General features: G+C 71.4%; 23 protein-coding genes and 1 pseudogene. 6 read left to right on the top strand and 18 right to left on the bottom strand.

The features are described from left to right. Positions 1-389, bottom strand: a pseudogene (locus tag JF886_RS02065) (hypothetical protein); the annotation flags it as partial. 65 nt (positions 390-454) lie between these two features. Continuing rightward, positions 455-910 (bottom strand): hypothetical protein, encoded by a 456-nt coding sequence (locus JF886_RS02060; protein ID WP_337309107.1) that lies wholly within the window; start codon positions 908-910, stop codon positions 455-457. A gap of 139 nt (positions 911-1,049) precedes the next feature. On the opposite strand from JF886_RS02060, the gene JF886_RS02055 reads away from it, so the two are divergent. Beyond that, complete coding sequence (locus JF886_RS02055; protein ID WP_337309105.1) at positions 1,050-3,062, top strand: thioredoxin domain-containing protein; 2,013 nt, start codon at positions 1,050-1,052, stop codon at positions 3,060-3,062. 1 nt (position 3,063) lies between these two features. On the opposite strand, the gene hutI is transcribed toward JF886_RS02055, so the two are convergent. From hutI to hutH, 4 genes are read right to left on the bottom strand one after another with little or no spacing between them, the layout of a single operon-like run. Continuing rightward, on the bottom strand, positions 3,064-4,323 hold the full coding sequence (hutI, locus tag JF886_RS02050) for an imidazolonepropionase (RefSeq protein WP_337309103.1): 1,260 nt from the start codon (positions 4,321-4,323) through the stop codon (positions 3,064-3,066). Next, a complete protein-coding gene (locus tag JF886_RS02045; protein WP_337309109.1) occupies positions 4,320-5,237 on the bottom strand; it encodes an arginase family protein in 918 nt (305 codons plus the stop codon). Before JF886_RS02045 ends, hutI begins: the two co-directional genes overlap by 4 nt. 7 nt (positions 5,238-5,244) lie before the next feature. Continuing rightward, positions 5,245-6,906, bottom strand: coding sequence for a urocanate hydratase (hutU, locus tag JF886_RS02040; protein ID WP_337309101.1), 1,662 nt, complete (start codon positions 6,904-6,906; stop codon positions 5,245-5,247). Continuing rightward, complete coding sequence (gene hutH, locus JF886_RS02035; RefSeq protein ID WP_337309099.1) at positions 6,903-8,426, bottom strand: histidine ammonia-lyase; 1,524 nt, start codon at positions 8,424-8,426, stop codon at positions 6,903-6,905. Before hutH ends, hutU begins: the two co-directional genes overlap by 4 nt. A gap of 66 nt (positions 8,427-8,492) precedes the next feature. Between hutH and JF886_RS02030 the strand changes: the two genes are divergently transcribed. From JF886_RS02030 to JF886_RS02015, 4 genes are read left to right on the top strand one after another with little or no spacing between them, the layout of a single operon-like run. Beyond that, entirely contained in the window at positions 8,493-9,656 is a 1,164-nt protein-coding gene (locus JF886_RS02030; RefSeq protein ID WP_337309097.1) for a hypothetical protein, read from the top strand. A gap of 45 nt (positions 9,657-9,701) precedes the next feature. Then, complete coding sequence (locus JF886_RS02025; RefSeq protein WP_337309095.1) at positions 9,702-10,322, top strand: TadE family protein; 621 nt, start codon at positions 9,702-9,704, stop codon at positions 10,320-10,322. After that, entirely contained in the window at positions 10,319-10,906 is a 588-nt protein-coding gene (locus tag JF886_RS02020) for a hypothetical protein (protein WP_337309093.1), read from the top strand. Before JF886_RS02025 ends, JF886_RS02020 begins: the two co-directional genes overlap by 4 nt. Beyond that, positions 10,903-11,442, top strand: a complete 540-nt coding sequence (locus JF886_RS02015; protein WP_337309091.1) for a hypothetical protein — start codon at positions 10,903-10,905, stop codon at positions 11,440-11,442. The genes JF886_RS02020 and JF886_RS02015 overlap by 4 nt, the downstream gene beginning before the upstream one ends. Here JF886_RS02015 and JF886_RS02010 read toward each other — a convergent pair. From JF886_RS02010 to JF886_RS01970, 9 genes are all read right to left on the bottom strand, one after another. Next, positions 11,414-12,346: an EAL domain-containing protein gene (locus JF886_RS02010; RefSeq protein ID WP_337309089.1), complete on the bottom strand. Its 933-nt coding sequence runs from the start codon at positions 12,344-12,346 to the stop codon at positions 11,414-11,416. The genes JF886_RS02015 and JF886_RS02010 overlap by 29 nt on opposite strands. A gap of 88 nt (positions 12,347-12,434) precedes the next feature. Further along, positions 12,435-12,911 carry a DUF4234 domain-containing protein gene (locus JF886_RS02005; protein WP_337309087.1) on the bottom strand — a complete coding sequence of 159 codons (477 nt, stop codon included), beginning with the start codon at positions 12,909-12,911 and terminating at the stop codon, positions 12,435-12,437. An 80-nt stretch (positions 12,912-12,991) separates the two neighbouring features. Continuing rightward, complete coding sequence (locus JF886_RS02000) at positions 12,992-13,708, bottom strand: lipoyl protein ligase domain-containing protein (protein ID WP_337309085.1); 717 nt, start codon at positions 13,706-13,708, stop codon at positions 12,992-12,994. 49 nt (positions 13,709-13,757) lie between these two features. Beyond that, the gene (locus JF886_RS01995) at positions 13,758-15,452 is read right to left on the bottom strand and encodes a S53 family peptidase (protein WP_337309083.1); all 1,695 of its coding nucleotides are present in this window, start codon (positions 15,450-15,452) and stop codon (positions 13,758-13,760) included. A gap of 154 nt (positions 15,453-15,606) precedes the next feature. Further along, positions 15,607-17,574 (bottom strand): AMP-binding protein, encoded by a 1,968-nt coding sequence (locus JF886_RS01990; protein ID WP_337309081.1) that lies wholly within the window; start codon positions 17,572-17,574, stop codon positions 15,607-15,609. A gap of 56 nt (positions 17,575-17,630) precedes the next feature. Continuing rightward, a complete protein-coding gene (locus JF886_RS01985) occupies positions 17,631-18,254 on the bottom strand; it encodes a M23 family metallopeptidase (protein ID WP_337309079.1) in 624 nt (207 codons plus the stop codon). A gap of 77 nt (positions 18,255-18,331) precedes the next feature. Continuing rightward, entirely contained in the window at positions 18,332-20,971 is a 2,640-nt protein-coding gene (locus JF886_RS01980; RefSeq protein ID WP_337309077.1) for a VirB4 family type IV secretion system protein, read from the bottom strand. Next, a complete protein-coding gene (locus JF886_RS01975; protein ID WP_337309075.1) occupies positions 20,968-22,605 on the bottom strand; it encodes a hypothetical protein in 1,638 nt (545 codons plus the stop codon). The genes JF886_RS01980 and JF886_RS01975 overlap by 4 nt, the downstream gene beginning before the upstream one ends. A gap of 88 nt (positions 22,606-22,693) precedes the next feature. Beyond that, positions 22,694-23,038: a hypothetical protein gene (locus JF886_RS01970; protein ID WP_337309073.1), complete on the bottom strand. Its 345-nt coding sequence runs from the start codon at positions 23,036-23,038 to the stop codon at positions 22,694-22,696. Between JF886_RS01970 and JF886_RS01965 the strand changes: the two genes are divergently transcribed. Beyond that, the gene (locus tag JF886_RS01965) at positions 23,031-23,297 is read left to right on the top strand and encodes a hypothetical protein (protein WP_337309071.1); all 267 of its coding nucleotides are present in this window, start codon (positions 23,031-23,033) and stop codon (positions 23,295-23,297) included. The two genes, JF886_RS01970 and JF886_RS01965, sit on opposite strands and share 8 nt — an antisense overlap. 31 nt (positions 23,298-23,328) lie before the next feature. Here the strand turns inward: JF886_RS01965 and dinB are convergent, their stop codons facing one another. The 3 genes from dinB to JF886_RS01950 all read right to left on the bottom strand — a co-directional run. After that, positions 23,329-24,546, bottom strand: coding sequence for a DNA polymerase IV (gene dinB / locus JF886_RS01960; RefSeq protein ID WP_337309069.1), 1,218 nt, complete (start codon positions 24,544-24,546; stop codon positions 23,329-23,331). Between the two features lie 43 nt (positions 24,547-24,589). Beyond that, positions 24,590-24,859, bottom strand: a complete 270-nt coding sequence (locus JF886_RS01955) for a hypothetical protein (protein ID WP_337309067.1) — start codon at positions 24,857-24,859, stop codon at positions 24,590-24,592. A gap of 90 nt (positions 24,860-24,949) precedes the next feature. After that, on the bottom strand, positions 24,950-25,786 hold an 837-nt coding region (locus JF886_RS01950; RefSeq protein WP_337309065.1), incomplete at its 5' end, for an HAD family hydrolase.

Genomic DNA, 25,786 nt, shown 5'->3' with positions numbered 1-25,786 from the left:
GCGGCCGCGTCCTGCGCCGCCAGCGCGCTCCGCGCGGCGATGAGCGCGATGGCCGCCTGCCGGGCGGCCGCCATCGCCGCGTCCCACGCCGACGCGGTGCGGCGATCGAGGGAGTCGAGGAGCGCGGTGGAGTCGTTGGATAGCCAGGTGGGCGAGGAGGCGGGCGTACTGCGGAACAGCGAGCGCGCGAGCTCAGCTCGCAGCGGCGCGATGCTCGCGGCGGGCACGCCGTCGCGGACGTCGCTGTCCCAGCGCTGTTCGAGAAGCTCTGCTCGATGCGCAAACCCGGCATGCCGCGCTGCGGCGGCCGCCCCCGAGGCCGGTGCGCTGGAGCAGCTCGCTGCCAGCACGGCGCAGATCGCGACGACGGTCACAGCCATCGCGCGCATGGGCGCATGGTACCGGCCGCCCCACACCTCGTGGGGCATTGATGCCGACGGGTCGGCTCAGGCGCTCACGCGGTCTTGGCCAGACGAGCGACCAGGTGGTCGAGGACCTTGTCCTGTGCCTGCAGGTGCTCCTGGAGCTGCAGGCATTCGTGGAGGATGGCTTCCGCGTCCGCGTACGTGTCGGCCGCGCGCTGGTCGGCGGCCTTTCCCTGGATGTTCTGGCCGACCATGAGGATGGAAAGCATCACCAGCTGGATGAAGGTCTGCGAGATCCACTGCACAAGGAGCAGCGGCGAGCTCGTCGCCTGAGGTAGCACCACGAGCGCGAGGACCGCGAAGGCGTACGCGCACCACATCGTGCCGACGATGGCGGTGATGTGCAGCGCCAGGCGCCCGTTGAAGCTGGGGCTCACCTGGTCGGCGACCTTGACCGGGCCGCGCTTGCGGCGCTGGACGAAGCGTGGGTGCGAGACGTGGACGAAATGGACGTGCGGTGCCGCGCCGGGGGATGTGTCGGCCATCAGGCTGGTCTCCTTGTCACAGGCTCACAGCGCGAACTCTCACACGGGATGGCGGCTTTGTGGGCGCTCGTATGATTCTCAGCGCTGCGCAATCGACACGGATTCGGCCCGACGGCGACCGTCTGCTAGCGTCGGCGCGGTGAGCAACCGACTCGCGCTCGAGACTAGTCCGTACCTGCTCCAGCACGCCACCAATCCCGTCGACTGGTATCCCTGGGGAGAGGAGGCGTTCGCACGCGCCCGCGCTGAGGACCGCCCGGTGCTGCTCAGCATCGGCTACAGCGCGTGCCACTGGTGTCACGTCATGGCCCACGAGTCGTTCGAGGACGAGCGGATAGCGACGCTCATGAATGCGCTGTTCGTCAACATCAAGGTGGACCGCGAGGAGCGCCCCGACGTCGACTCGATCTACATGCAGGCGGTCATCGCCATCAGCGGACACGGCGGCTGGCCGATGACGGTGTTCCTCACCCCGGCCGGCGAGCCGTTCTTCGGAGGAACGTATTTCCCGCCCGTCGACCGCCAGGGCATGCGCGGCTTCGATTACGTGCTCAACGCCGCCGCCACCGTGTACCGCGACCGGCGCGGCGAGGTGACCGAGGCGGCGGCCCAGCTGCGCCGCGCTCTCGAACCGGCGGCGCTGCCGCCCGGCTCGGTGTCCGCCGCCGATCTCGGCGTCGCTGCCACCCAGCTTGTGGCGCAGACCGACATGCGTCATGGTGGTTTCGGTGGCGCGCCGAAATTCCCTCACGCGGGGGCGCTCGACTTCCTGCTGCGCCGCTACCACACCACCGGCGACCGCCGCCTGCTCGACGCCGCGCTGGTCACGCTCGACCACATGGATCGCGGCGGCATCCACGACCAGGTCGGCGGCGGGTTCCACCGGTACGCCGTCGACGCCACGTGGTCGATCCCGCACTTCGAGAAGATGCTGTACGACAACGCCCAACTGGCTCCGGTGTACCTGCACGCGTATCAGCTCACCGGCGACCAGCGCTGGCGGCGCGTCGCCGAGGACACGCTCGACCACGCGATGCGTGAGCTGCGCCTCCCCGGCGGAGGCTTCGCCTCGTCGCAGGACGCCGACTCCCCGGGCGGCGAGGGCTCGTACTTCGTGTGGGCACTCGCGCAGCTGCGCGAGGTGCTCGGGGAGGAGGACGGCACGCTGGCGGCGCGCGTCTTCGGTGTCACCGATGTCGGCAACTTCGAGGGTGGCACGACCGTGCTCTCGCAGCCGTTTCCCCTTGTCCAGGTGGCGCGCAGCCTCGACACGGACGAGGCCGCCCTGCGCAACCGTCTCGACGGCATTCGCGCGCGCTTGCTCGAGGCGCGCCGGCAGCGCGCCGCGCCGGCCCGCGACGACAAGGTGCTCACCGCCTGGAACGCCCTGATGATCAGCGCGCTCGCCGAGGCGGGCGCGGCGCTCGGTCGCGCCGACTACCTCGACGGCGCGCGTCGCGGTGCGGATTTCCTGCTCGCCGCCCTCCGCCCTGACGGTGTGCTGCTGCGCACCTGGAAGGACGGTTCGGCCAAGATCACCGGTTTCCTCGAGGACTCCGCCTTTTTCGCCGAGGCGCTGATCACCCTGTACGAAGCGTGCGGGGACGGCACCTATCTGGCATCAGCGCGTGAGCTCGTCGACGACGCCGTGCGCCGGTTCGAGGACGGCGGTGTCATGTACGACACCGCGTCGGACGCGGAACCGCTGCTGGTTCGGCCGCGCACCATCGACGACAACCCGGTCCCCGCGGGCCAGTCCATCCTCGCGTCCGCACTGCTGCGCTTGGCCGCGTTCACGGGCGACGCCGCGCTGCGCGAGCGTGCCGAGACGATCCTGGGACCGCTGGCCGCCGCGGCGACGCGCTCGCCCCTGGCCGTCAGCGCCCTGGCGTCTGCGCTGGATCGCGCCCAGGCCGCCTCCCGCGAGGTGGCCATCACCGGCGCACCCCACGACGAGCGGACCAGAAGCCTGCTCGACGTCGTGCACCGGCGCTGGACGCCGAACACGGTCCTGGCCTGGGGCAACGCCGACGTGGAGCTTCTCGCCGACCGGCCGCTCGTCGATGGTCGCCCGGCCGCGTACGTGTGCGAGAACTTCGCCTGTCAGCGACCGGTGACGGAGCCGGAGGAGCTCGCCGCGCTGCTCGACTGACTCAGGGTTCGGACAGATCGTCGCCCGCCGCCTGCGGCTCACCACCGGCGACGACCAACCCCGCCCTGATCACCGTCTCCGCGAGATTGGCGCCGAGGTGGTAGCCGATGTCGAGCCAGCGCGGCGTGGCCAGGATGACCGCGTCGCAGCGCAGACCCGCACGGAGCATGCCTCGGTCCTCGAGTCGCAGCGCCGCCGCGCCGCCTGCGGTCGCGGCGACCAGCGCCTGCGCCGGCGTCATCCCGGCGGTGGCGACGGCGAGCGAGACCATCAACGGCATCGACTCGCTGTAGCAGCTGCCCGGGTTGCAGTCGGTCGCCACCGCGACTGTCGCTCCGGCCTCGAGCAGGCGCCTCCCCGGCGGCGGCGGGCCGCCCAGCACCAGCGCCGCCCCGGGGAGGATGACAGCAGCCACGGCGGCGCCGGCGAGGGCGCGAAAGTCCTCGTCGGTGCCGTGCTCGAGGTGGTCGGCGCTGGCCGCGTGCAGCGCGGCGGCGAGCTGCGCACCGCCGCTGTGGCTGCGCTGCTCGGCGTGCACCTTGACGCCCAGGCCCGCCTCGCGGGCGGCGACGAGCACGCGGCGGCATTCGTCCACCGTGAACGCGCCGTCCTCGCAGAACACGTCACAGAAGCTCGCCCGTGTCGCCGCAGCGCGCACCCCGGCGCGGCACACTTCGTCGAGCAGCGCCTCACGATCGCCGCCCGGCGGCGCGTGCAGGGGCAGGTAGGTTGCCACCACGTCGGGCAGGTCCTCCTCGTGGCCCACCTCGATCGCCGCGTCGAGCTGGCGCATCTCGGCGTCGAGCGCGAGCCCATAGCCGCTCTTCACCTCGACCGTGGTGGTGCCGCACTCGATCATCCGGCGCGCCCGCGCCGCTGCGGCATGGCGGATCTCCGCGACGGTGCCCGCTGCGGTGCTGCGCACGGTGGCGCCGATGCCGCCGCCGCGCCGCCCGATCTCCTCATAGGACACGCCTCGCGCGCGCTCCGCGTACTCCTCGCTGCGCTCGCCGAGCCACGTGATGTGGCTGTGCGCGTCCACGAAGCCGGGGATGACCGCAGCGCCGTGCGCGTCGATGTCGACAACGTCGGCGGTCAGCGCCGGGACGGTGGCGCCGTCGCTCGGGCCGGCGTAGGTGATCGTCCCGCCGGCGGCGATGAGCACGGCGTCGTGGACAACGCCGGGCGCGTCGCCGCGGCGCGGGTCACAGGTCACCAGCGCGCCGATGTTGCGCACGATCAGCGTCGGCACGGCCCTCATGACGGCGGCGCCTCGCGTTCGCGCAGCGCCATCCCGGCGCACAGCGCGGTGAACGTCGCCGCCATCAGGCGCACGGTGATACCGGCGACGTCCGCCTCAGCGTCCACCTCGCAGAGGTCGGCAATGGCCACCTCGGGCTGGCGGCCGAGCACGCGGGCGGCGCCCAGCAGGTCGGCGGGGAACAGCCCCCCCGGCAGGCTGGCCGGGCAGGCGGGCGCGAACGCGCGGTCGACCACGTCGATGTCGAGGTCGACGTAGAGCGCCTGCGCACCGTTGCGGCGCAGCTCCCGGAGCGCGTCCTCCACCACCGCCTCGACGCCGTAACGGCGCACCTCGTCGAGGTCGTGGACGTGGACGCCCTGATCGAGGGCCCAGCGGGCGTGCTCGACGGCGTTGCCGAGGGGGTGGATGCCCACCTGGGCGACGCGATTACCGGGCAGGCCGCCCTCGATGAGCTCGCGAACCGGGGTGCCGTTGGCTGAGGCCGAGGTGACCGGCCGGCAGTCGTGGTGCGCGTCGAGGGTGAGCAGACCCCATTCCGTCTGCGGGCGGCGCCGGCTGATGCCCAGGAACGCCGGCCGGGTCAACGAGTTGTCGCCACCAATGACTACAACCAGCCCGCCGGCCGCTGCGCCGGCAAGCTCAGCCACGGCCTCCTCGATGCGGCGGTGTGCGGCCGATGCATCCGGGTCGTGGCGGTCGCCCTCGACGTCGCCGGCGTCGCGTGCGGCAAGCCCGGTGATGTCGGCGCCAGTGCTCGCGTCCCATGTCGGGTAGCGCGCCAGCGCCTCACGGAAGGCCGCAGGGGTGGACCACGCCTGCGAGGGGCTGATCGAGGCCTTTGAGATGGGAGCGCCGAGCACGACCACGTCGGCATCGCCGTCGCCGCCGCCGGCGGCGAGCCAGTCGCGCATGGTCACGTCAGGATGCGCCGAGCATGGGGATGCGCACGGCGCGCTCGCGTGCCGCTGTCACGGCCGCCTCGTAGCCGGCGTCGGCGTGGCGCATCACACCGGTGGCGGGGTCGTTGCGGAGCACCAGCTCAATGCGCCGGTCGGCCAGCGCGGAGCCGTCGCAGACCACCTGGGCACCGGCGTGGATAGAGCGGCCGATGCCCACGCCGCCCCCGTGGTGCACCGCCACCCACGTCGCCCCGCTGGCCGTGTTGAGGAGCGCGTTAAGGATCGGCCAGTCGGCGATGGCGTCGCTGCCGTCACGCATGGCCTCGGTCTCGCGATAGGGCGACGCCACGCTGCCGGAGTCGAGGTGGTCGCGCCCGATCACGATCGGCGCGCGCACCGCGCCCCTGCGCACCAGCTCGTTGAAGCGCAGCCCGGCGCGGTGGCGCTCGCCGGCGCCGAGCCAGCAGATGCGCGCCGGCAGCCCCTGGAAGGCGACGCGCTCAGCGGCCAGCTGTAGCCAGCGATGCAGTGAGCGCTGCTCCGGGAACAGCTCGACGAGCGCAGCGTCGGTGACCGCGATGTCCTGCGGGTCGCCGCTCAGCGCCACCCAGCGAAACGGTCCGCGCCCCTCGCAGAACTGCGGGCGGATGTATGCGGGCACGAAGCCCGGGTACGCGAACGCGCCCTCAAAGCCGCCCTTCACCGCCTCGCCGCGCAGCGAGTTGCCGTAGTCGAACACCTCGGCGCCGCGCTCCTGGTAGGCGACCATGGCGCGGCAGTGCTCGGCCATCGAGGCGCGCGCCGCGCGGATGTAGGCGTCGCGATCGCTCTCGCGCAGGCGTGCGGCCTCGTCGAGGCTCATCGCCGCGGGCACGTAGCTGAGGGGGTCGTGCGCGCTGGTCTGGTCGGTGACCACGTCCACCGCCAGGCCGGCGTTCAGCAAGGCCGGCAGCGCCTCCGCCGCGTTGGCGACGACCCCGACGGACAGCGCGCGTCCCTCCTCCCGCGCCAGGTCACAGCGGCGCACCGCGTCGTCGAGGTCGCCGGCCATCTCGTCGAGGTAGCGCGTCTCGAGCCGCCGGCGCACCCGCTGCGCGTCGACGTCGATGCAGAGCGCGACGCCCTCATTCATGGTTACCGCGAGCGGTTGCGCACCGCCCATGCCGCCGAGCCCGGCAGTGACCACAAGGCGGCTGCGCAGGCTGCCGTTGAAGCGCTGCTGCGCGACGGCCGCGAAGGTCTCGTATGTGCCCTGGAGGATTCCCTGGGTGCCGATGTAGATCCACGAGCCGGCGGTCATCTGGCCGTACATGGTCAGGCCCGCAGCCTCGAGCTCCCAGAAGTCCTCCCACGTCGCCCACTGCGGCACAAGCAGTGAGTTGGCGATGAGCACGCGCGGCGCCATCTCGTGGGTGCGGGCCACGCCCACCGGCTTGCCGCTCTGCACCAGCAGGGTCTCGTCGTCGGCGAGGTCGCGCAGAGTGGCCACGATGGCGTCGAAACATTCCCAGCTGCGCGCTGCCCGGCCGCTGCCGCCGTAGACGATGAGGTTGTCGGGATCCTCGGCGACGTCGGGGTCGAGGTTGTTCATCAGGCAGCGCAGCACCGCCTCGGTCTGCCAGCTCCGGCAGCTCAGCTCGGGGCCGCGCGGCGCGCGCACCGGACGGGCGCCGGCGCTCATCGCAGCGAGTCCGTGACGCCCGGCAGCACGCCGCGCCAGCGCTGCTCGCGCAGCCACTCCTCGGCCTGCTCGAGGTCACCGGCGAGGACGCGGTCGTCGTCGAGGTGGGCGACGCGCGCGCGCAGCGACGCGATCACCGCACCGGTGGCGGAACCGGGACGCAGCGGCGCACGCAGCTCCAGCGCCTGCGCGGCCGCGAGCAGCTCGGCGGCGAGCACGCGGCGCAGAGTGGTGACGCTGCGCCGGGTGCGCATCGCCGCGGTGAAGCCCATCGACACGTGGTCCTCCTGGCCGGCGCTCGTCGACATGCTGTGTACCGCGATCGGCGAGGCGGCCGCGCGCAGCTCGACCACCATCGCGGCGGCGGTGTACTGGCAGATCATCAGCCCGCTGTTGAGCCCGGGGCTGGGGGTGAGGAAGGCGGGCAGGCCACGCGAGCGGGCCGGGTCCAGGAGCCGGTCGAGGCGGCGCTCGCTGATCGCCGCCACGTCGGCGCAAACGCTGGCAAGCATGTCCGCCGCGTAGGCGAGCGCCTGCCCGTGGAAGTTGCCGCCGCTCACGACCTCGCCGTCGAGAACCATGGGGTTGTCCACCACCGCCTCGAGCTCGCGCTGCACGCACTCGCGGGCGAACGCGTGCACGTCGCGGGCGGCGCCATGCACCTGCGGCGTGCAGCGCAGCGAGTAGGGGTCCTGAACGGCGTGGTGGGACTCGCGGTGCGAGGCCACCAGCGCGCTGTCGGCGAGCAGGGCGCGCAGGTTGGCGGCGCTCGCCGCCTGGCCGGGCGCGGGTCGCAGGGCGACAGCGTTCTCCGCGAACGCGCGGGTGGTGCCGAGCAACGCTTCGACGCTCATCGCAGCGATCACGTCGGCAGCGCGGAGCAGCGCCTCGAGGTCCGCAACCGCGAGCGCGAGCAGCGCGCTCATCCCGTCGGTGCCGTTGATGAGCGCAAGGCCCTCGCGCGGTCCCACGGTGAGCGGCTCGAGGCCGCGCCCAGCGAGAGCCTCGCCGGCCGGCTGCCGCGTCGCGCCGTCCCACACCCAGCCCTCGCCGAGGAGGCAGGCCGTGGCGTGGGCCAGCGGAGCGAGGTCGCCGGACGCGCCCAGCGAGCCATGCTCGGGAACCCAGGGCACCAGCCCGCTGTTGAGCAGCGCCACCAGCGACTCGGGGAGCACCGGGCGCACCCCCGAATACCCGGCGCAGAGGGTGCGCGCGCGCAGCAGCAGCATCCCGCGCACCACCTCCGCGTCGAGCGCGTCGCCCATCCCCGAGGCATGGCTGAGCACGACGTGGCGCTGCAGGGCCGCTCGATCGGCCGGCTGCACGGCCCTGTCGGCGAGGGCACCGAAGCCCGTCGTGACCCCGTAGGCGATGCTGTCGCTGCTGTCGAGCTGCTCGACGATCGCGCGGGACGGCGCCATCCGCCGCCTCGCCTCCTCACCGACCTCAACCGTGGCGCCCCCGCGGACCACCGCGATCACGTCGTCGATTGTTAGCGGGCTGCCGTCAAGGACCACCATGGCGGCGGCAGGGTACCGCTGGGGGCGCCCGTCGGTGCGGACGCGCTCGGGTATCGTCTGCAGTCGATGCAGATTCCGCCCTCTACGACGTACCCGGTCGGTGACCAGGTGCCGCCGCCGCCTCCACCTCCTCCCACGTTCGCGCCCAGCGCCACCCCGCGCCAGCGAGCCGTGCCCCGGGCGGCCCGGGCGGCCCGGGCGGCGACCCCGTTCGCCATGGCCGCGATGGTGCTCGGCGTGCTGCTCGGCGGCCGCGTCTCCGCTGAGGACGGCCGTTCCGCGGCTGCGACGGCGCTCGCCGCCGGCGACCCCGCCCAGGCGGTGAGCCTCGACGAGGCCGTGGCCGGCCGCAGCGGGCTGCTCATGGTGCTCGATCCCGGCGCCGCCGCCGCAGCCGAGCACGACGCCCAGGTGGCGCGCATCGCCTGGGCCCAGAAGCTGGCCGCCGGCGGCGACGTCGACGCGGCGGTGGCGGTTCTCACCGTCGTCCGCCAGCCGTCACTGCAGACCCAGGCGGCGCAGACGCGCGCCCAGCTGCTCATCGACGCGGCGTCGCGCGCGATCAAGGGCGGCCACGCGGAGCTCGCGCTGCGCCGGCTCGACCAGGCCGTGCAGGGTGGGCCGCCGGAGTCGCTGGTGCCGACCATCGCGGCCATGCGTGCCGCGGACGAGGTCCAGGCCGCGGCAGAGCTGGTGGCGAGCAATCGTGCGCCGGACGCCCTGGCCCTGCTCGACGACGCCGCCGCCCACGGCGGCGCGGCCTCCGCGGCGCGAGCCTATCCGACGACCCTTCTCGCCGCGGCGCGCGCCGAGATCGCAGCGCTGGACTACCAGAACGCCACCACCAGCTTGCAGCGGCTGGTCAGCCGCTATGGCTCGACCTCGGCGGCGCGCGCCGCGCGTGGTTTGCTGCGCGTCCCGCAGCCGGTGTCGGGCACGATGGTGGACGCGGCCGGGCACGGGACCGCCGGGCGGGTGCGCCTGAGCACCCACTTCACCCAGCTGCAGGGTGGATACAGCACCGGCGGACCGTTCTACTACAGCACCGCGAACACCAACGGCGACTTCACCATCACCGGCGTCCCGGTCGGCGGTCCCTACGTGCTCGAGTACTTCCGCGGCGGTGGCTGGATGACGCTCATCGACCCGCGTACGGACCAGCCGTCCAACCCAGTTTCGGTCAAGCCACTGCAGCCCGAAGACCTCACCTTCATCGTTCTGCCGGCCTGACCGCAGCCCCCAAAAGCGTAGGCGCTGCTGCCTACCATTGACGGCATGGGAGGGGGCGGTGTGCTTCGTCGTCTCGCCGTCCGCGGCGGGCAGGCAACCGTCGAGTTCGCCTTCGTGGCGCCGCTCTTCTTCCTCTGCTTCTTCGCTGCTGTCGACGCAGGGTTGTGGGCGATCCAGACCAGTGCGTCGGTCTCCGCCGCCGAGCAGGCTGCGCGCCTCGCCGCGGCGGCGGCCGGCTCAGCGCAGAGCGAGGAGACGCCGTCGCCTGCGGTGCTGTTCGCGGCCGTGCGCAACCAGTTGCAGCAGGCGATGTTCGGCACCACAGTCGTTGCCTGGTGCGATCCGTCCGGCGGATCGTGCGCCACGCCCGCAGCCGCGCGCACCGGCGGCGCGTTCGCACATTGTCCAACCAGCCCAGAGCAGGTCGAGCAGCACTTCGGCGCGCGCACCGTGGCCGTGTGCGATGAGACAGCAGACGCCGCACCGGCCTGCCCGGCGGCACCGCTGCCACCGACGCCGCGTTGCGGCGATCCGCCGACGGTGACCGTCCATGTGATCGGCTTCCTCGCCTCGCTGGTGCCGCCGCTCAGCGGCCTCGGCTGGCACGCCGGCGAGATTCCCATCGACGTCGTCGCCACCACTCACACCCTGAGGTTCGCGACATGAACCGCCGGCAGCGCCGGAGGGGCAGCGACGCGCAGGCCATCCTCGAGACGGCGATCGTGATTCCCGTGATGCTCGTGCTGATCAGTGTCTTCCTGGCGGTCATGGTCCAGGTCGAGGCGCAGCAGCAGATGGACGCCGCCACCAAGCTGGCGGCTGAATCGTTCTTCCAGGCCCCGCGACAGGCTGTCGATGCGAACGGCACCACCTGCTGTGCGCAGACGACGGGAGCGGCCGACTCGCTGGACACCTCGGGCCTCCCCAAAGGCTGCCGTTTTGCTGCGGAGACCTATTACGGGACGATGAGCTTCCGCCGCTTCCTGGTGTTTGCGGCACAGCGCGACGGTCAGGCGCATCCGCTGTGCGTGCGCGATGGCACGGCGCTCGGCGGGGCGCAACGCTCGTACATCACGTGCGAGGTCGACTTCCTCGACACGGCGCTCGCTCCCCCCTCGGGCCTGCACGTGGTGAGCTGCTCCGCCTCTGCCACGCTGGACTTCTCGCGCACACCGCTGGCATGGGCAATCCCCTGGGCCCCGACCATCGCCGCCGTCGCGGAGGCGATCCCGCCGCCCTTCCGGCAATGACGAGGCGGCACCAGGGCGGCCAGATGATCATGATGCTGGCACTGGCTTTCGCCCTCTTTCTCTTCGGAATCATCGTGCTCGTCGCCGACAGCGCCTACCTGTACGTGTGGTCGGCGCGCGTGCAAGCCGCCGCCCAGGTCGCGGCTCAGGCCGGAGCCAACTCGGTGGATCCCCATTACTTGTACGGGCAGAGCAACCACCTCGTTGACCTCGAGGGCAGCGGTGGGCTGATGGCGTTCGAGCGTGGCTGCGTCCAGGTCGGTGACGAGTCCGCTGCGCTCACCAATGCCGCCGGCCACGCAGAGACCGCAGATGCGATGCAGCTCAAGGGGAACGGAGTGCGCTGCGTCAGTGACGGCTGCGCCGTGTACGCGTTGGTGGAGAAGACCGTCCACCTGCCGCTGCCGCTGTTCGGCGACTCCGTGGTGGTGCGCGGCGTCTCCTATGCGGCTCCCGTCGTGGGTGCGGCGGTGGCCACCGCGGCGCGCTGCAACCGGAGCGCGTGGGTCAGCGCGGACCCTGCGTCGATCCCTTGAGCGCGGCCACTGCACGACGATTGCGGCGGCGCCGCGGTGGTCCGAGGTGCCAGCCCTGGCCGTAGGTCACACCCAACTCGCGCAGTGTCCGGGCCTGCGCGTCGGTCTCGACTCCCTCGGCGACGCAGTCGGCGCCGATCTCCGCGGTGAAGTGGCACAGTCCGCTCACCAGCGAGCGGCGTGCGAGGTCTGTGTCGACATCGCGGATCAGCGACACGTCGAGCTTCACGATCTCGGGACGGATCAAGAGAATGTGGTTGAGGCTGGAGAATCCCGCGCCCGCATCGTCGACGGCGACGCGGATGCCGCGGCGACGCAGCCGCTTGAGCGCGACGTTGAGCGCCACGTAGTCCTCGACCGGCATGTGCTCGGTGAGCTCGAGCACGATCCGGGTGGCGTCGACGTCGCGGAGCAACTCACGGAGGTGCGGCGACGTCGCGGTGTGCGGTGAGACATTGACGGAGAGGTACACGTCGTCTGGAAGGGTCTGCAGCTCCTCGAGCGCTAAAGTGAGCAGGACCAGCTCGAACTCCTCGCCGAGCCCGAGCACCGCGGCGTCGCGAAACCAGCTGTCGGCACCCTGCAGGTCGCGGGTCGAGAGATCGCTCAACGCCTCATAGCCGGCGACCTGCGCGGTGCCCAGGTGCACCACCGGCTGCAGCAGCGTGCGCGCCGGCGCGCGCCCCAGGGAGCGGCGGATGTCGTCACCGCGACGCAGGTGATCGACGGCGCGCTGCAGCAGCGTGCGCAGGTTGGCGGGCAGCGGCACGCGCCTGCCGTTGACCTCGAGGAGGACGTCGCTACTGGCGTCGACGAGCCTGCAGAGCAGGTCGACGGCAGCGCGGTCGCCCTCGCTGGAGCCGGCAAAGAGTGCTTCGAAGGGCGCTGGGACAGTGCTCGACATCGGCATCAACCACCCTACTCCAGATTCCCCGTGCGTGGGCGACCGCTACCAGTTGGGCGGCCTCCCTGGCCGATCGGAGCGGCGAGCCCTAGGCGGACGGAGGCGCAGCTGGAGGCGTCACCGATGGCGGCGATGCCGGGGGTGCGAGCGGCGGTGGCAGCGCCGGCACTGTGCTCTGCGCGAACCCGTCCCAGATCCGGTTCAACTCCATCTGCATGTAGAGGACGTGCGCACCGAACACGAAGTGGAGCAACACCGATAGCCACGGGTTGGCCCTGGTTCCCGCGAGCATGCCCACACGCTCCTGCATGCGGGCGATGCGTCCGGTGGTGGTGTATGCCGAGACGAATGGCGGAACCACCACCACGGCGCCGATGGACACAGCCACCACGGACAGCGCGGGATTGATCGACTGGTCGTTGAGGAAGCGGCGCGCTTCGTTAGTGACCTTGTACCACCACACGAAGTAGTAGACGCCGAGGGTGATCAGCGGCAGCCCGATCCACACCGCCAGTGGATTGCGACGCTTGTACGTCTGGTTGCCCACCACCACCGTGGTTGTCATCCGCCGTCCCCCGAGTGATCGCCGCCGGATCCTGGTGTCCGAGTCCGCGACGCCGCCACTCTACCGCGCGACGATGCGCATCAACCCGTGGTGGCCACCGCCCGGAAAGCGTCGATGGTGGCGGCCACGTCGAGGTCGGGCAAAACGGCCGCCTCGGCGAGCGAGATGGCTGCGCCGTTGCGCAGCTCGACACCGATGAGTCGGTGGGTGCGCACCAGCACATCGAAGTCGTCGTTGCTCATCGGGCGAACTGCCAGAACCCCGCGCATCACCACCCGCTCGCGGGTGACCCTGAATCCCAGCCCGGCGAGCTTGCGACCGTCGACGGCGATGTCGCTGAACCCAGGGCACCACGCTCCTTCGACACGCTCGATCGTGCTGGCCACGCCGAACGGCACCAGGGCACGCTCGAACCACCGATGCAGGGAATGGAGCATCCAGTCCAGCGGCATCGGCTGCCCCGGCGGCGGCGATCCGATCGCGCAGAGTCCGAGCCACGCCTCACCGCCCACGATGAACGTGCCCCCCGCGGGGCTGGTGACCACCGCTGGGACACCCGGCAGGTTGCGCACCGCGTCAACCAGCTCGTCGTTGCGTGCCAGCCCCGCGCCGATGGCGACGCGCCGCACCGTGCTGCGCAGCTGCATGGCAATCTGTCCCAGCGGCGGGGTGATGTGCCAGGGGATTTCCGGAGGGTCGTCGACCAACTGTTCGGCGGTGACCTCCGCGACCGACACGGCGGCAAGAGACAGCCGCCGCAGGACGTCGGCCGACGGCGGCTGGTGCGAGGACTCCACGGCTCGAGCGTAGTCGAGTCATTCGTCGCACCGACCTGGGAGTCGACGGTCAGTCCAGCTCGAGATGTCGGAATGCCGTTGCGGGTTGCGGGCTCTGCGCCGCCGTGCGCGCCTGGCGCAGCACCAGCGAGCTTCGCAACGCGGCGCAGAGGGTCCGTCCCGACGGCGCCCCGAGGCCGGTTGCCGCGTCCCACCCTGGGACGGCGGGGTAGGCGCCGTTGTCACCAGTGGTCACGTCAGTGAAGCCCACGTCGCGTGCTCCGTACAGCGCGGGCAGCACATTGCCGAGACGGTGTCCGGTCGAGGCGCTCACCACCGCGAACAGCGCCGTCCACAGCGGTGCCACCGCCGACGTACCCCCGACGATGCTGTCGACGCCGCGGTGATGGATGGTGTAGCCGGTGAGCGGGTCGGCGTTGCCGGCCACGTCTGGCACTCCGCGACCCGGCCGCCCGTCGTTGCGCGACACCGGACGTATCCCGGCCGCCGCCTGGTAGCGCGGCACCGCGAAATGCTCGCTGACACCGCCACCGGTGGCGCCCTGTGCAATACCAAGCTCGTTCCACACCTCTTCGGTGATCCGCTGGCCACGCTCGGCGACCAGCCGGGTCCCTCCGCAGCCCACCGCGTGCGGCGCCGACGCGGGATGGTCGGCGTGCTGGCGACCATCGTTGCGCGCATCAGTCGAGCCGTTGTCGCCCGCGGCCACGCTGTGAACCATGCCGCGCAGCGCGCCCATCTGGAACGCCCGATCCATCGTGTCCATCGCTGCCGGCGTCCAGCGATCTTCCGGAGCGCCCCAACTCGTCGACACCGCAGCGTAGTCGCGGCCGTCAGTGGCGAAGGATGCCTCGAGGTTGCTGAAACCGCGGTCCGTGTTGGGTGCGTACCTGATGACCAGCAACACGTCGGCCTGCGGTGCGCAGTGGGCGAGGATCCCGGCGATCACCTGCCAGTCGAGTGCCACCTCGGTGTCCGGCCCGAACGGGTCCGACGTCGGCCCCCGGCCGTGCACCGCCTCCTCGACCACGCGCAACCGCGGATGGCGTGCGGCGAAAGCCGCCAGGTCGGGACGGTACACGGCACCGCCGAGCTCGGCGATCCCCACAGTGATCCGCTGTCCCTCTCCGCCGTCGTCCAGCACCGGGAAGTCGTAGATGCGGGCGAGCTCCTCGGGTCTGTAGCTGTGGGCGCTCCCACGCCCGCGGGGGAGAACCGCAAGGCGGGGCCGGCCGACGGCGCGGTCGCTCAGCCCCAGCGCCGCCGTGACCACGCCGTCAAGATCGCTGGGCACGCTCAGCTCCTCGTGATGATCGCGATACGCAGCCAGCGCGCCGGTCACCGCGTCGCGTTCGCGGACGTGCTCGAGCGTCACGCCGAAGGCACGCGCCAACGCGCCGAGTGAGCCGTCCAGCTCCAGCGTGGTCGCGGCATGGTCGGCTCGCCGAACGCGAAGTCCGGCGCCGGTTGCCCACCGCGTGACGGCGGCCAGGTCGTCACTGTCACTGCCGTGCGCCTCGACGAGCTCGCGCGCGTTGACATAGCGGCGTACCTGCACCGGAGTGTGCTGCTGCCGTGCCAGCGCAACTCCCAGGCTGTCCGCGTGAGGAGACTCGCGGAGGTGAGTGGTGACCACAGCCGGCGCAGCCAGCTCGACCTCGGTGAGTGGACGCGCGCTGACGGCGTAGGCGCCGAAATGCGGGTACAGCCGCGCGCTTCCGGCGAGGTGGACGGTGTTGGCCATGGTGTGGACCTCGATGGGCGATGCCGTCGCCAGGCGACGACGGCGCGTGGAAAGCCGGCGATCCTGTCACCAACGTGCTGCCGCTGTGGCGTCGTCCGCGCCGACTGACGCAAGCGCCGCCCCTTTGTCCGCCGCCAGTCCGCTGTGAGGCGGGTCAGACCCTCGCGCGGACCCCCTGCAGCGCCTCGATCGCACTGTGGTTCTCCAGCGACGACAGGTCGCCCGGATCGGTGCCGAGGTACACAGCGCGCACGACACGACGCAGCACCTTGGCGTTGCGCGTCTTGGGCAGCTCGGCGATGACCAGCACATGTTTCGGCTTGAGCGCCTTGCCCATCTCGGCTGCGACCCGTGCAGTCAGCGCACTGCGCAGCTCGGTGCTGTCCACGGCGCCCGGCTTGAGGACCACGAAGCACACCAGCGCCTCGCCCTTGAGCTCGTCGGGGACGCCGATCGCCGCCGCCTCGGCCACGTCGGGATGCGCGACAAGCGCCGACTCCACCTCCGCGGGCCCGAGCCGCTTGCCGGCCAGTTTGATGGTGTCGTCACTGCGCCCGCGGATGTACCAAAGCCCGTCGCCGCCGATCTCTGCCCAGTCGCCGTGCACCCAGATGTTGGCCCAGCGCGTCCAGTATGTCTCCAGGTAGCGCTCGCGGTCGTGCCAGAAGCCGCGCGTCATGCCGGGCCACGGTGAGCGCACCACAAGCTCGCCAACTTCGTTGCGCACGCTGTTGCCGTTCTCGTCGAGGACATCGGCGTCCATGCCCGGGCACGGCCCCGCGAAGGCGCCAGGGTTGAGGGGGCTCAGCATGGTGCCGGAGACGATGCCGCCGCTCACCTCGGTCCCGCCGCTGTAGTTGATGATCGGACAGCGCCCGCCGCCGACGTTGTCGAGGAACCACTGCCAGGGATCGTCGTTCCAGGGTTCGCCGCTGGAGCCGAGGACGCGCAGGCTGGAGAGGTCGTGGGCGTGGACCGGCGCGTCGCCATGCCTCATCAGCGCGCGCACCACCGTGGGTGCCACTCCGAGCACGCTCACACGGTGGCGTTCCACCACCGACCAGAGACGGTCGGGGCCGGGATGATCGGGAACGCCCTCGAACAGCACCAGCGTGGCGCCGATGGTCAGCGCGCCGCAAATCGCCCACGGCCCCATCATCCAGCCGATGTCGGTAAACCAGAGGAGGCGGTCGGTGGGCCCGACGTCGAAGCAGTGCGCCATGTCCTGGGTGGACTTGATGGGAAAGCCACCCTGCACGTGGACGGTGCCCTTGGGACGTCCCGTCGTCCCGCTCGTGTAGATGAGCATGAAGGGGTCGTCGGCGTCACTGTCATGCGTCGCCGCTTCCGACGGTTGCGCGACGGTGAGATCGTCGTACCAGACGTCGCGACCGCGCTGCATGCGGGTGTCAAGAGTGCCGAGCCGGCGCACCACGACGACGTGCTCGAGCGAGGGGACGAGGGAGGCCACCTCATCGGCGACCGGTTTGGCGGTGACCGGCGCGCCGCGCCGCAGGAATCCGTCAGCGATGACCAGAACCTTGGCGTCGCAGTCCGCGAGGCGGGCCACGATCGCGCCCGCCCCGTAGCCGCTGAACAGCGGGATGACGATGGCGCCCACCTTGGCGCAGGCGAGGAAGACGGCAACGGTCTCGGGGATCATGGGGAGACACAGCCCGATGGCGTCCCCGGGCCCCACCCCGAGCTCGCGCAACCCGTTGGCGCAGCGCGCGGTCTCGGCGGCAAGCTCGAGGTAGCTCCACGCTCGCTCGCTGCCGTCGTCGCCCTCCCACACCACCGCGTCCCTGCCGGGCTGGGTCTGCGCCCAGCGGTCGGCCGCGTTGGTGGCGAGGTTGAGACGGCCGCCGGTCCACCAGCGCGTGAAGGGGAGGCCCTCGCTGGTGTCACGCATTTGCGTGGGGGGCTGCTGCCAGCCGATCCCGATATCGTCGATGGTCGCCGCCCAGAACCGCTCAGGCTCGCGGCGGGCCACGTCTTTGAGCTCCTCGACGTCCTCGACGCCGAGCTTGGTCATGAACGAGCGCAGCCGGCTGCGCTCGACCTGTTCCCGCGTGGGAGACCACGCGTAGCCCGTGGTTGCGGAGATGTCCGTGCCGGTCACGGAGACCACGATAGGCCGCGCCGCCGGCGTTGCGCACGGACGGCGGCGGGCTTCGGTCAGATGGCCCAGGCGAGGCAACCCTCGGCCGCGACGCCGGCGGGCACGAGGTAGCCGCTCGGAAACGTCGCGCAGGGGTTGACTGGGACGCCGCCCACGTCCACCTCGAAGTGGAGATGGGGCCCGCTGCTGTTGCCGGTCGTCCCCACGTAGCCGATCGGGTCACCGGCGCGCACCACGTCGCCATCCAGCACCGCCACCTCGCTGAGATGTCCGTACAGGTAGGTGACCTGCGGTCCTTGCTGGGACGGCGGCGTCAGAAGGATGTGGATCCCGAAGCCGACGGTCGACTCGACCACGTGGATGCTGCCCGGAGCGACGGCGAACACGGGCAGCCCGGCGGCCGCCGCCAGGTCGATGCCCGTGTGGAACCACACGAAGCCGTGGTGAGCGGCATCCGGTGGGCACGTGTACCCACGAGGCGGCTTCGGCTCCGCGGACAACACCGTGCACCCGAAGCCCTGGCTCACCGTGAAGTGGCCCGGGGCCAGCGGCTCAGCGCCCCCGACGACCACGCCGGCAGTGGCGTCGACCTGGCTGATGCCGGCACTGGCGTCACCGGGTATGAGTCCGTTGACGACGGAGAACAGCACGAAGACGGGCATCGCGATCAGCGCGATCAAGCACAGGCAACCGCACCCCAGAAGACGGCGCACACTGCGCGCGGCGAGAAGGTGAGCGGCCGCTGCGGACAGGGACATCAGCCCGCGCCCGCGCGGAGGAGACCCGGTGCAACGCCGGCGGTGCGGGTGTCGGCCAGCGCCATGATCGCCGGCCCCGGCAGCACGCCGACGACCGCCCGCTCCGGACCGGCGAGGAGCACGCCGCGACCCGGCACCGCGGGACTGATCGCTGCGACCTCCTCGTCGCGGAGCTTGAAGACGTCGCGCACCTCGTCGACAACGGCCTCCTCGGTTCCGAGAACCAGCTTCGACGAGGAGGTCGCGGCGAGGGTGCGGCCGAGGTCGGTCCGCACGAAATCCTCGACGCGCTGCGAGAGCATCCACACGCCCGCGCCGTGTTTGCGAGCCTGGCGCACGAGCTGCCCCAGCACCTCGCCCGCGTCAGGATCGGAGGTGATGCGGTGCGCCTCGTCGACGACCACGATCATGCGACCGCGCCCCCTGCCGAGCGCATCGAGGATGGCAGTGAGCAGCACCGCCAGCGCCGGTGTTAGGTCGGCGCCGTACGTCATCGCGAACGAGCGCAGGCCGACGGCGATCGGCTGGCCGTCGACTGCAAAGGTGGAAGGACGGTCAAACACCGCGGCGCGCCGACCCTGGGTGAAGCGGCGCAGCCGTGCCGTGATGATGCGGCAGCGGTCGCGTTCGCGATCGGTGAGGGTGCGCGACATCGCGTGCGTCTGGAGATGGTCGACCGCGTCGTGCATGAGAGCTGCCGGCGCGGCCCGCTCGCGCGCGCTGAAGAAGTCGACCAGCTCGCCGTGCAGCCAACCCTGGTCTTCGTCCGGGAGGCGCCGGATCGGCCGGCCGTCGCGAACCCCTCGGTCGTCGCCGGCCATCACCGACAGGATCGGTAGCACCATCGCGGCCGCGGCGTCCGGGGAGGTCCCGACCGCGACGGCGAGCGGATTGAGCGCCTCCGTGCCCAGCTCGAGGTAGCGGCCGCCCACGGCGTGCATCACCGACTGGTATTCCGAGTCCGGGTCGATGACCACGGCCGCGACGTTCTCCATCACGTGGCGCACCAGCAGCGTCTTGGCGGCGACCGACTTGCCCGCCCCGGAGCTGCCCACCACGACCAGATTGTGGTTGGGTTGCGCCCACACCGAGAAGTGCGCCGGCGTGCCGTTGAGGACGTTGACGCCCAGCAGTGGGGCACCGATGTCCGCGAACGGGGTCCCCAGGCAGGGCAACATCCGCGCGGCGACGGAGTCCGAGGTGAGCACCAGGCTTCGCGCCAGAGGTGGGCATCCGGGCGCCAGCGCCAGGGCAGGGAGGAAGCCGGGACCGCTCACCTCAGTGGTGCGAAAGCCATGCGCGGCCAGCACCGCGCCGAGGCGCTCTGCGGCGTCATGCGCGAGGTCGCGCGCGCTGTGCGCCACCGAGACCGTCAGCGCGATGCGGCAGGGCCTCACCTCGCCCTGAGCGAGGGCAGCGACGACGTCGGTCGTGTCCTGCAGCGCCACCTGCGCCTCGACCGGGTCAGCCCCCTGCCGCTCCGCATGAAGGAGCATCGACGACCGCCTGTGGAGCACCTTCCGCGCGACGGCGGGTGCCACCGGGAAGACGTGCAGGCTGGCGATGCCGAAGGCGTGCGCGCGCGTCATGGCGTCAACTACCGCTCCCACCTCGAGCGTGGCCGGGAGGCGGGTCGTGGTCAGCACGACGTGGTGCCGCTCGCCGATGTGCAGCACCTGGTCTCCGACCATCGCGCGCGAGGCGCCCAGTGGCGTGTGGGCAAGGAGAGCGGCGATGTCGTCGCGATCGGCGGCACGCACGTCGATGGCGAACGCTGCGGCGGTGCGCACAGCTGACTGCAGCGCCCGCTGCGCATCCTCCGCGGTGGCGTGCCGCGCGCGCGCTGCGCGCCACGGCGTGCTCAGATGGGGCACACCGTCGTCGCCGGCCGAGAGCGGGGCGAGCACCACGTAGTGGCGCAGGCCGAGCGTCGATTCCGCGAGCGTGCTGGCCAGCACGCGCTCGATGTCCCGTAGCGGCGTGTGCGGCCATCCGCTGACGCGCCGGTCGAAGGCATCACCGACCCGGTCGGCGTCGTGGTGAGTCATCAGGGTGAGGAACTGCACTGGACAGTCCACGGTCCCAACCCACCGGATCACCGCCGCGCACCATTCCAGGTACGTGTCGCTGCTGAGGCTGACGGGCGGCCCCTGCAGCACGAGGACGCCCCGGTGCCCTCCGGGGGCGAGACGCAGCAATCCCCGCGCATCCGTGGCCGGCGCCGGCACCGCCAGGAGCGGGCGCCAACGCCGCGGCACCCACCGCTGCACCGACGCACTGCCACGCTCGCCACTGACGCGGATGGAGCCGTCGAGGTCGCGCACGAGCGCGTGGGCGGCGGTCCCCCGGGTGACGGTCGAGGGCAGCAACCGCCAGGCATGACGGTAGGCCAGGTGGGTGCCGAGCCACACGCCCTGCCGCTCTGGAAGCCCGAAAGAGGCGGCCAGTGCCAGGAGGAAACCGGCCGCGGCAGCGCCCCACAGGCCGGGGAGGCGCAGGGTGAGCAGCAGATATGCCAGGGGGCTCACCGACGCCACCACGATCAGGGCGCGAACTGGCAGGAGCAATGGACCGACGGCTAGACGGAACTGCGCGTCGACGTTGAGTGGCACGCGGATGCTGCGTGGAGATTGGCTCACCGCACTGCCGCCTGTCGGGCTCGAAGGATCGGCGTGAGGTCGGGCGCCTGGTTGTGCAGCAGGCTGGCCAGCGTGACGCCGGCCACGGCGTCACCGAGGTGCGCGTCTGCCGCCAGCGCGCGGGTGTAGTCCGCCACACGTTGCGCAGCAGGTGGATCCAATCCGTCGAGATGTCCGGTGGCCGCGAGCACGGCGCGCCATCCCTCCTCGCCGCTCGCGAAACGGCCCACCGCGGCCGCCGCGGCCCGGTTGAAGGCGAGTTGGGCGGCGGGGTCGGCGAGCACGCCCGACACCGCGCTGTGCTGGCTGAAGTCGGCAGCGCCGGCGACGTTCATCGCCGCATCGATCTCGGAGCTCTCCCCCGACATCGCCGCAGCGTGGCCGGCGGCAGCCGCGGCCACCACCACGCCGGTCTCGCTGTTTGGCCGTGACGAGGTGGTGGCGGCTACCCCTCGCCGCGCCGGCCGGCTCAGCGTCTCGAGCACGCCTCCGGCTCTCGGCGCGCGACCTCCAAGCCTCATCAGCGCAGACACGTCGCCGGCAGCGTTGGGCAGCGCCATGACAGTCGTCGACATCGCGGTCGCCGCACCGGTGATGCCACCGTGGCTGAACGATCGCCAGGCGAGCCCGTGCACCGCCTTGCCGGTCATCCAGATTCCGCCGAGCACCGCAAAGCAGGCCAGGATCGTGCGGGTCAACGCCTCTGCAGCACCCGCTGTCGTCACGCCGCCCTGGTTGCCGTTCAGAAAGAAGAGCGCCACGCCCGCGGTGAGGGAACCGCACACCGATAGGACGATCGGCAGCAGCATGGCCGAGGTGAAGAGGTCGAGCCACCACTGGACGAATCGACTGCGATGGTCGTACACGGCCAGCGCGATGAACAGCGGCGCCGAGGCCACGGCAAACACCAGCTGGATGATCCGCAGCAGGTATAGCGAGAGAACGTACACGAAGCCGAACGCCACCAGCAGGATGGGAATGGCCACCAGGAAGTCACCGATGCCGGCCAGCCCGAAGCCGACGGCTGCGATGTTGCCGACCACCTTGCCGAGGTCGAGGTTGGTGGTGAAGGCAGACGCAACCGCGCCGCCTGCAGCCGCGGCGACGCGACCCGACGCGCTGGTGCTCAGCTTCATGACGTTGAGCAGCAGTGAATCTCCCGGGCTCGGCGCGATCAGCAGGCACGTCGCCACCAGCACGCGGACGACGTTATCGACCACCAGGTGCAGGGGGTCGGCGCGCTGGTCGAACACGCCCCGTACCACGCGCGCGACGCAGCACGTCATGGCGATGAACACGCCCGACACCGCGAACGCGCTGTACAGCCGCGGCCAGGCATCGGCGAGGGTCACATCGGCCGGCTTCAGCTCGTCGATGAGCTTCGGGCAGGCAGGCTGCATCCAGTCGGACTGGCAGGCGTCCCACCCCGGCTCCCCCGCCTGCTGCGGAATCGGTGCACCAAGGGTGTGGTGATACAGCCAGCGGAAGGGGTTCTGGATCACCTCGCCCGCCTGCGAGATGGCGTCTGACGCGCCTCCAAGGAAATTGCAGACCCCGTCGGGGATGAACCCGAATGGACCGCACGACGACAGCAGTATGGTGAGATGAAGGTCGGCGTGGATCACCGTGGTCACCACGTCAGCGCCCCCCGTCGTCTCCCGGCCGCCATGCCGGCAGGCTAGGCGGCTGTTGCGGACGGGCGGCGTACAAAAGCGGAGCCGCTCAGAGGCCGAGGGCGACGTCGTGGTCGCGTCGTCGTGAGTGGCGCCGCGCCAGCCGGTCAGCGACTGGTGCTTCGCGCGCTCGCAGCGCGCCTTCGTGAGCGCCATGTGCGGGGGCGGCGGGGTGGGCCGGAACGACGTGCTGCACATGTTCGTACCCGCGCAGCCGCAGCTCCCTGACGATGACCTCGGTCACTCCGGCAACAGTGGGGCGGCGCGCGCGGACAGCGCGGGGACGTCCTGGCGGGGCGCGGTAACCGTCCCGCCGACGTCCGTGCGGCGGCTCGAAGCTGATCCCAGGCGCTTTCAGCACACCGACGCCGGGGAGGTTCGCTCCGATGATCATGTTTTTCACCGTTCTCACCCACCTGCTCATGGACGTGCAGGTGGATCCCAGCCACGACACCCTGCACGTCTGGGAGACTGTGGCCAGCCCGTTGCTCACCGCCGGCGAGTACCTGATCCCGGCCGGGGTGGCATTCTCGAGCCTGCACAAGGTGATGCAGCACCAGGAGTCCGGCTCCGGCTTCCTCGTCGACATGCTCGTCAAGGGAGGCGGCGCCGTGTTGATCATCCAGCTCGTGAAGTCCTTCCTGCACGTGTAGCGCCACGCGTCCCGACCGGGAATTCCGGCTCTCAGTCCTCGTCGTCTGTCCGAAGATCCTCACCGCGAAAATCCAGGTCGCGCAAGGCGGGTGCGCCACCGCGTTTCGGCGCGGCGTTGCCGAAGCGCTCACGCAGCGAGTCCAGCGTGCGATCCAACCGCGTGTCGCGCGGCGCACCATGCACGTCGAAGAGGTCGAGCTGGGCGGCGGGGATGATGCCGCTGACGCCCATGCCGAGCAGGCGCACTGGCGCTCCCGACCACGCCGTGTTGAACAGCTGCATCCCTGCCTGCGCCAGCACGATGTCACCGTCCTGGGGTGTCGGCCAGGTGAGTTGGCGCGTGTAGGTGGCGAAGTCCGAGTAGCGCAGTTTCAGAGTCGCCGTCTTCGCCGCCCAGTGCCCGTGGCGCAGCTGTCTGCCCACGTCGGCCGCGCAGGCGCGCAGGAGACGATGCAGCTCGGCGCGGTCGCTGACGTCGGTGCTGAACGTCTCCTCTCGGGAGATGCTCTTGGGCCGGTCCGGCACGGTCACGTCGCTGCGGTCGATGCCGCGGGCGCGTTCGCTGAGGCTGATCGCGGCGTGCTCGCCGAGGCGGCGGCGCAACGCCGGCAGCGGGAAAGCGGCGAGGTCGCCGAGCGTCACCAGCCCGAGGCTCGAGAGCGCCTTCTCCGACGCCGGCCCCAGCCCGGGGAGGCGGCGCAGCGGCAGCGGGGCCAGGAACGCGGCCTCGTCGCCGGGTGGGACGACCACCATCCCGCGAGGCTTCTCGAGGTCGCTGCCCACCTTGGCGACCATCTTCGAGGTGGCCACGCCGCACGAGGCGTCCAGCTCGCACTCCGCCTTGATGCGGTCGCGCAGGTCCCGGGCCATCTGGTCGGGCAGGCCCATTCGCCGGATCGAGCCGGTCACATCGAGGTACGCCTCATCGAGCGACACCGGCTCCATCTGCGGGGTCAGCTGCCGGGCCAGGTCAAAGACCGCGCGTGACGCCGCGCGGTACGCGGTAAAATCCACCGGCAGGACCACCGCGTGCGGGCAGAGCCGCAGCGCGCGTCCCAGGGGCATCGCCGAGTGCACCCCGAACCGGCGCGCCTCGTACGAGCAGGCGCTGACCACGCCGCGCCGGTAGTTCTCGCCGCCGCCGCCGACGATGACGGCCTTGCCGCGCAGCTCGGGTCGGCGCAGCTGCTCCACCGACGCGTAGAACGCGTCGAGGTCGACGTGGATGATGGCGCGCGGCCAGTTCACCGTCCCAGTATCCAACCAGCGCGGGCGCGGCTGTCGCGGTGAGTCAGCCCGCCTTGGCTGCCGTCCCCGCCGCGCCGCTCTTCCCGTCGTGCAGGTCCTCGTCGCGCAGGTAGCCGGCGGCGATCATCAGGTCGAGGTACGACACGCCGAGGTGCGGGGCGGCGCGGCGCAGCACCCACGGTGGCGGGTTCTCCTTGTTCTTGTTGACCGCCTGGTAGAAGTAGATCTGGTTGAGGTCACAGAGCAGGGCGAGCCGGTGCAGCGAGATGCCACGAAGCCGGCATCTCTCCTTGAGGTAGTCACGAAAGTCCACTGCGGCGAAGCCTCAACGGTGTGTGTGGGAATCGTCGAACCGTGACGCTGGCCGAGTATAGCCCCGCTTGGTTTTCTCTCCCGACTCTTGTCACAACTGTGACTCGTCGAGCAGCAGCGCGGGCAGCTCGGACAGCGACGTGATGATCGCGTCGGGTGCGTTCTCCGCCGCCTCCTCCTGCGCGCCCGCGCCGTCGCGAACGATCAGCACCGTGCGCATCCCGGCGTCCGCTGCACCGCGGATGTCCTCGCGCACGCGGTCGCCGACGAACACCGTGCCTGCGGCGCTGGTGCCCAGCGCGCTCAGCGCGGCCTCGAAGAGTCGCGGCGACGGCTTCCGCCAGCCCACCTCGCCGGAGAACACCGCGGCGTCCAGCAGCGCGGCGAAGCCGACGTGTGCGAGCTGGCCGTGCACGCTCGCGGAGTGGTACGCGGCGTTCGAGCAGATGCCGATGCGCAGGCTGCTCTCACGGAGCACGCGCAGGGTGGGAAGAGCGTCCGGGTACGGCCTGACCCCGTGCCACCACGCCTCCTGCACGAGCACGCTGCACTGCTCGCGCAGGCCGGCATCGAGGTCCAGGCCGATGTCGGCGAAGGCGCGCTGCTGCAGGGCGGCCACGTCGACCTCCTCGAGCGCCCCGCTCGCCTCGTGAGCCCCCACCTCGGCCTCGACACGATCGTGGACGGCCTCGCGGAGCACGGCCACGTCGGGGCGGCGATGGCCGGCCGCCTCGATGCGTGCGGCGATGGCCACCTGCGCCGCCTCGACCGCCTCGACGGGCCGCTCGAAGTGGACCAGCGTGAGCCCGTAGTCGAAGAGCACCGCCTCTATCGGCCCCGCCCGCAGGAGCAGGGACACCGGCCGCCCGCCCGCGCCGGAGAGATCGTGCCGGCCGCCGCTCACCCCGACGTGGGTCGGTCGCCACCC

Source organism: Candidatus Aeolococcus gillhamiae, assembly GCF_016464765.1.
In the GTDB taxonomy this organism is placed as follows: Bacteria; Chloroflexota; Dormibacteria; order Aeolococcales; family Aeolococcaceae; genus Aeolococcus; species Aeolococcus gillhamiae.
This window is presented reverse-complemented; position numbering and strand designations above follow the sequence as displayed.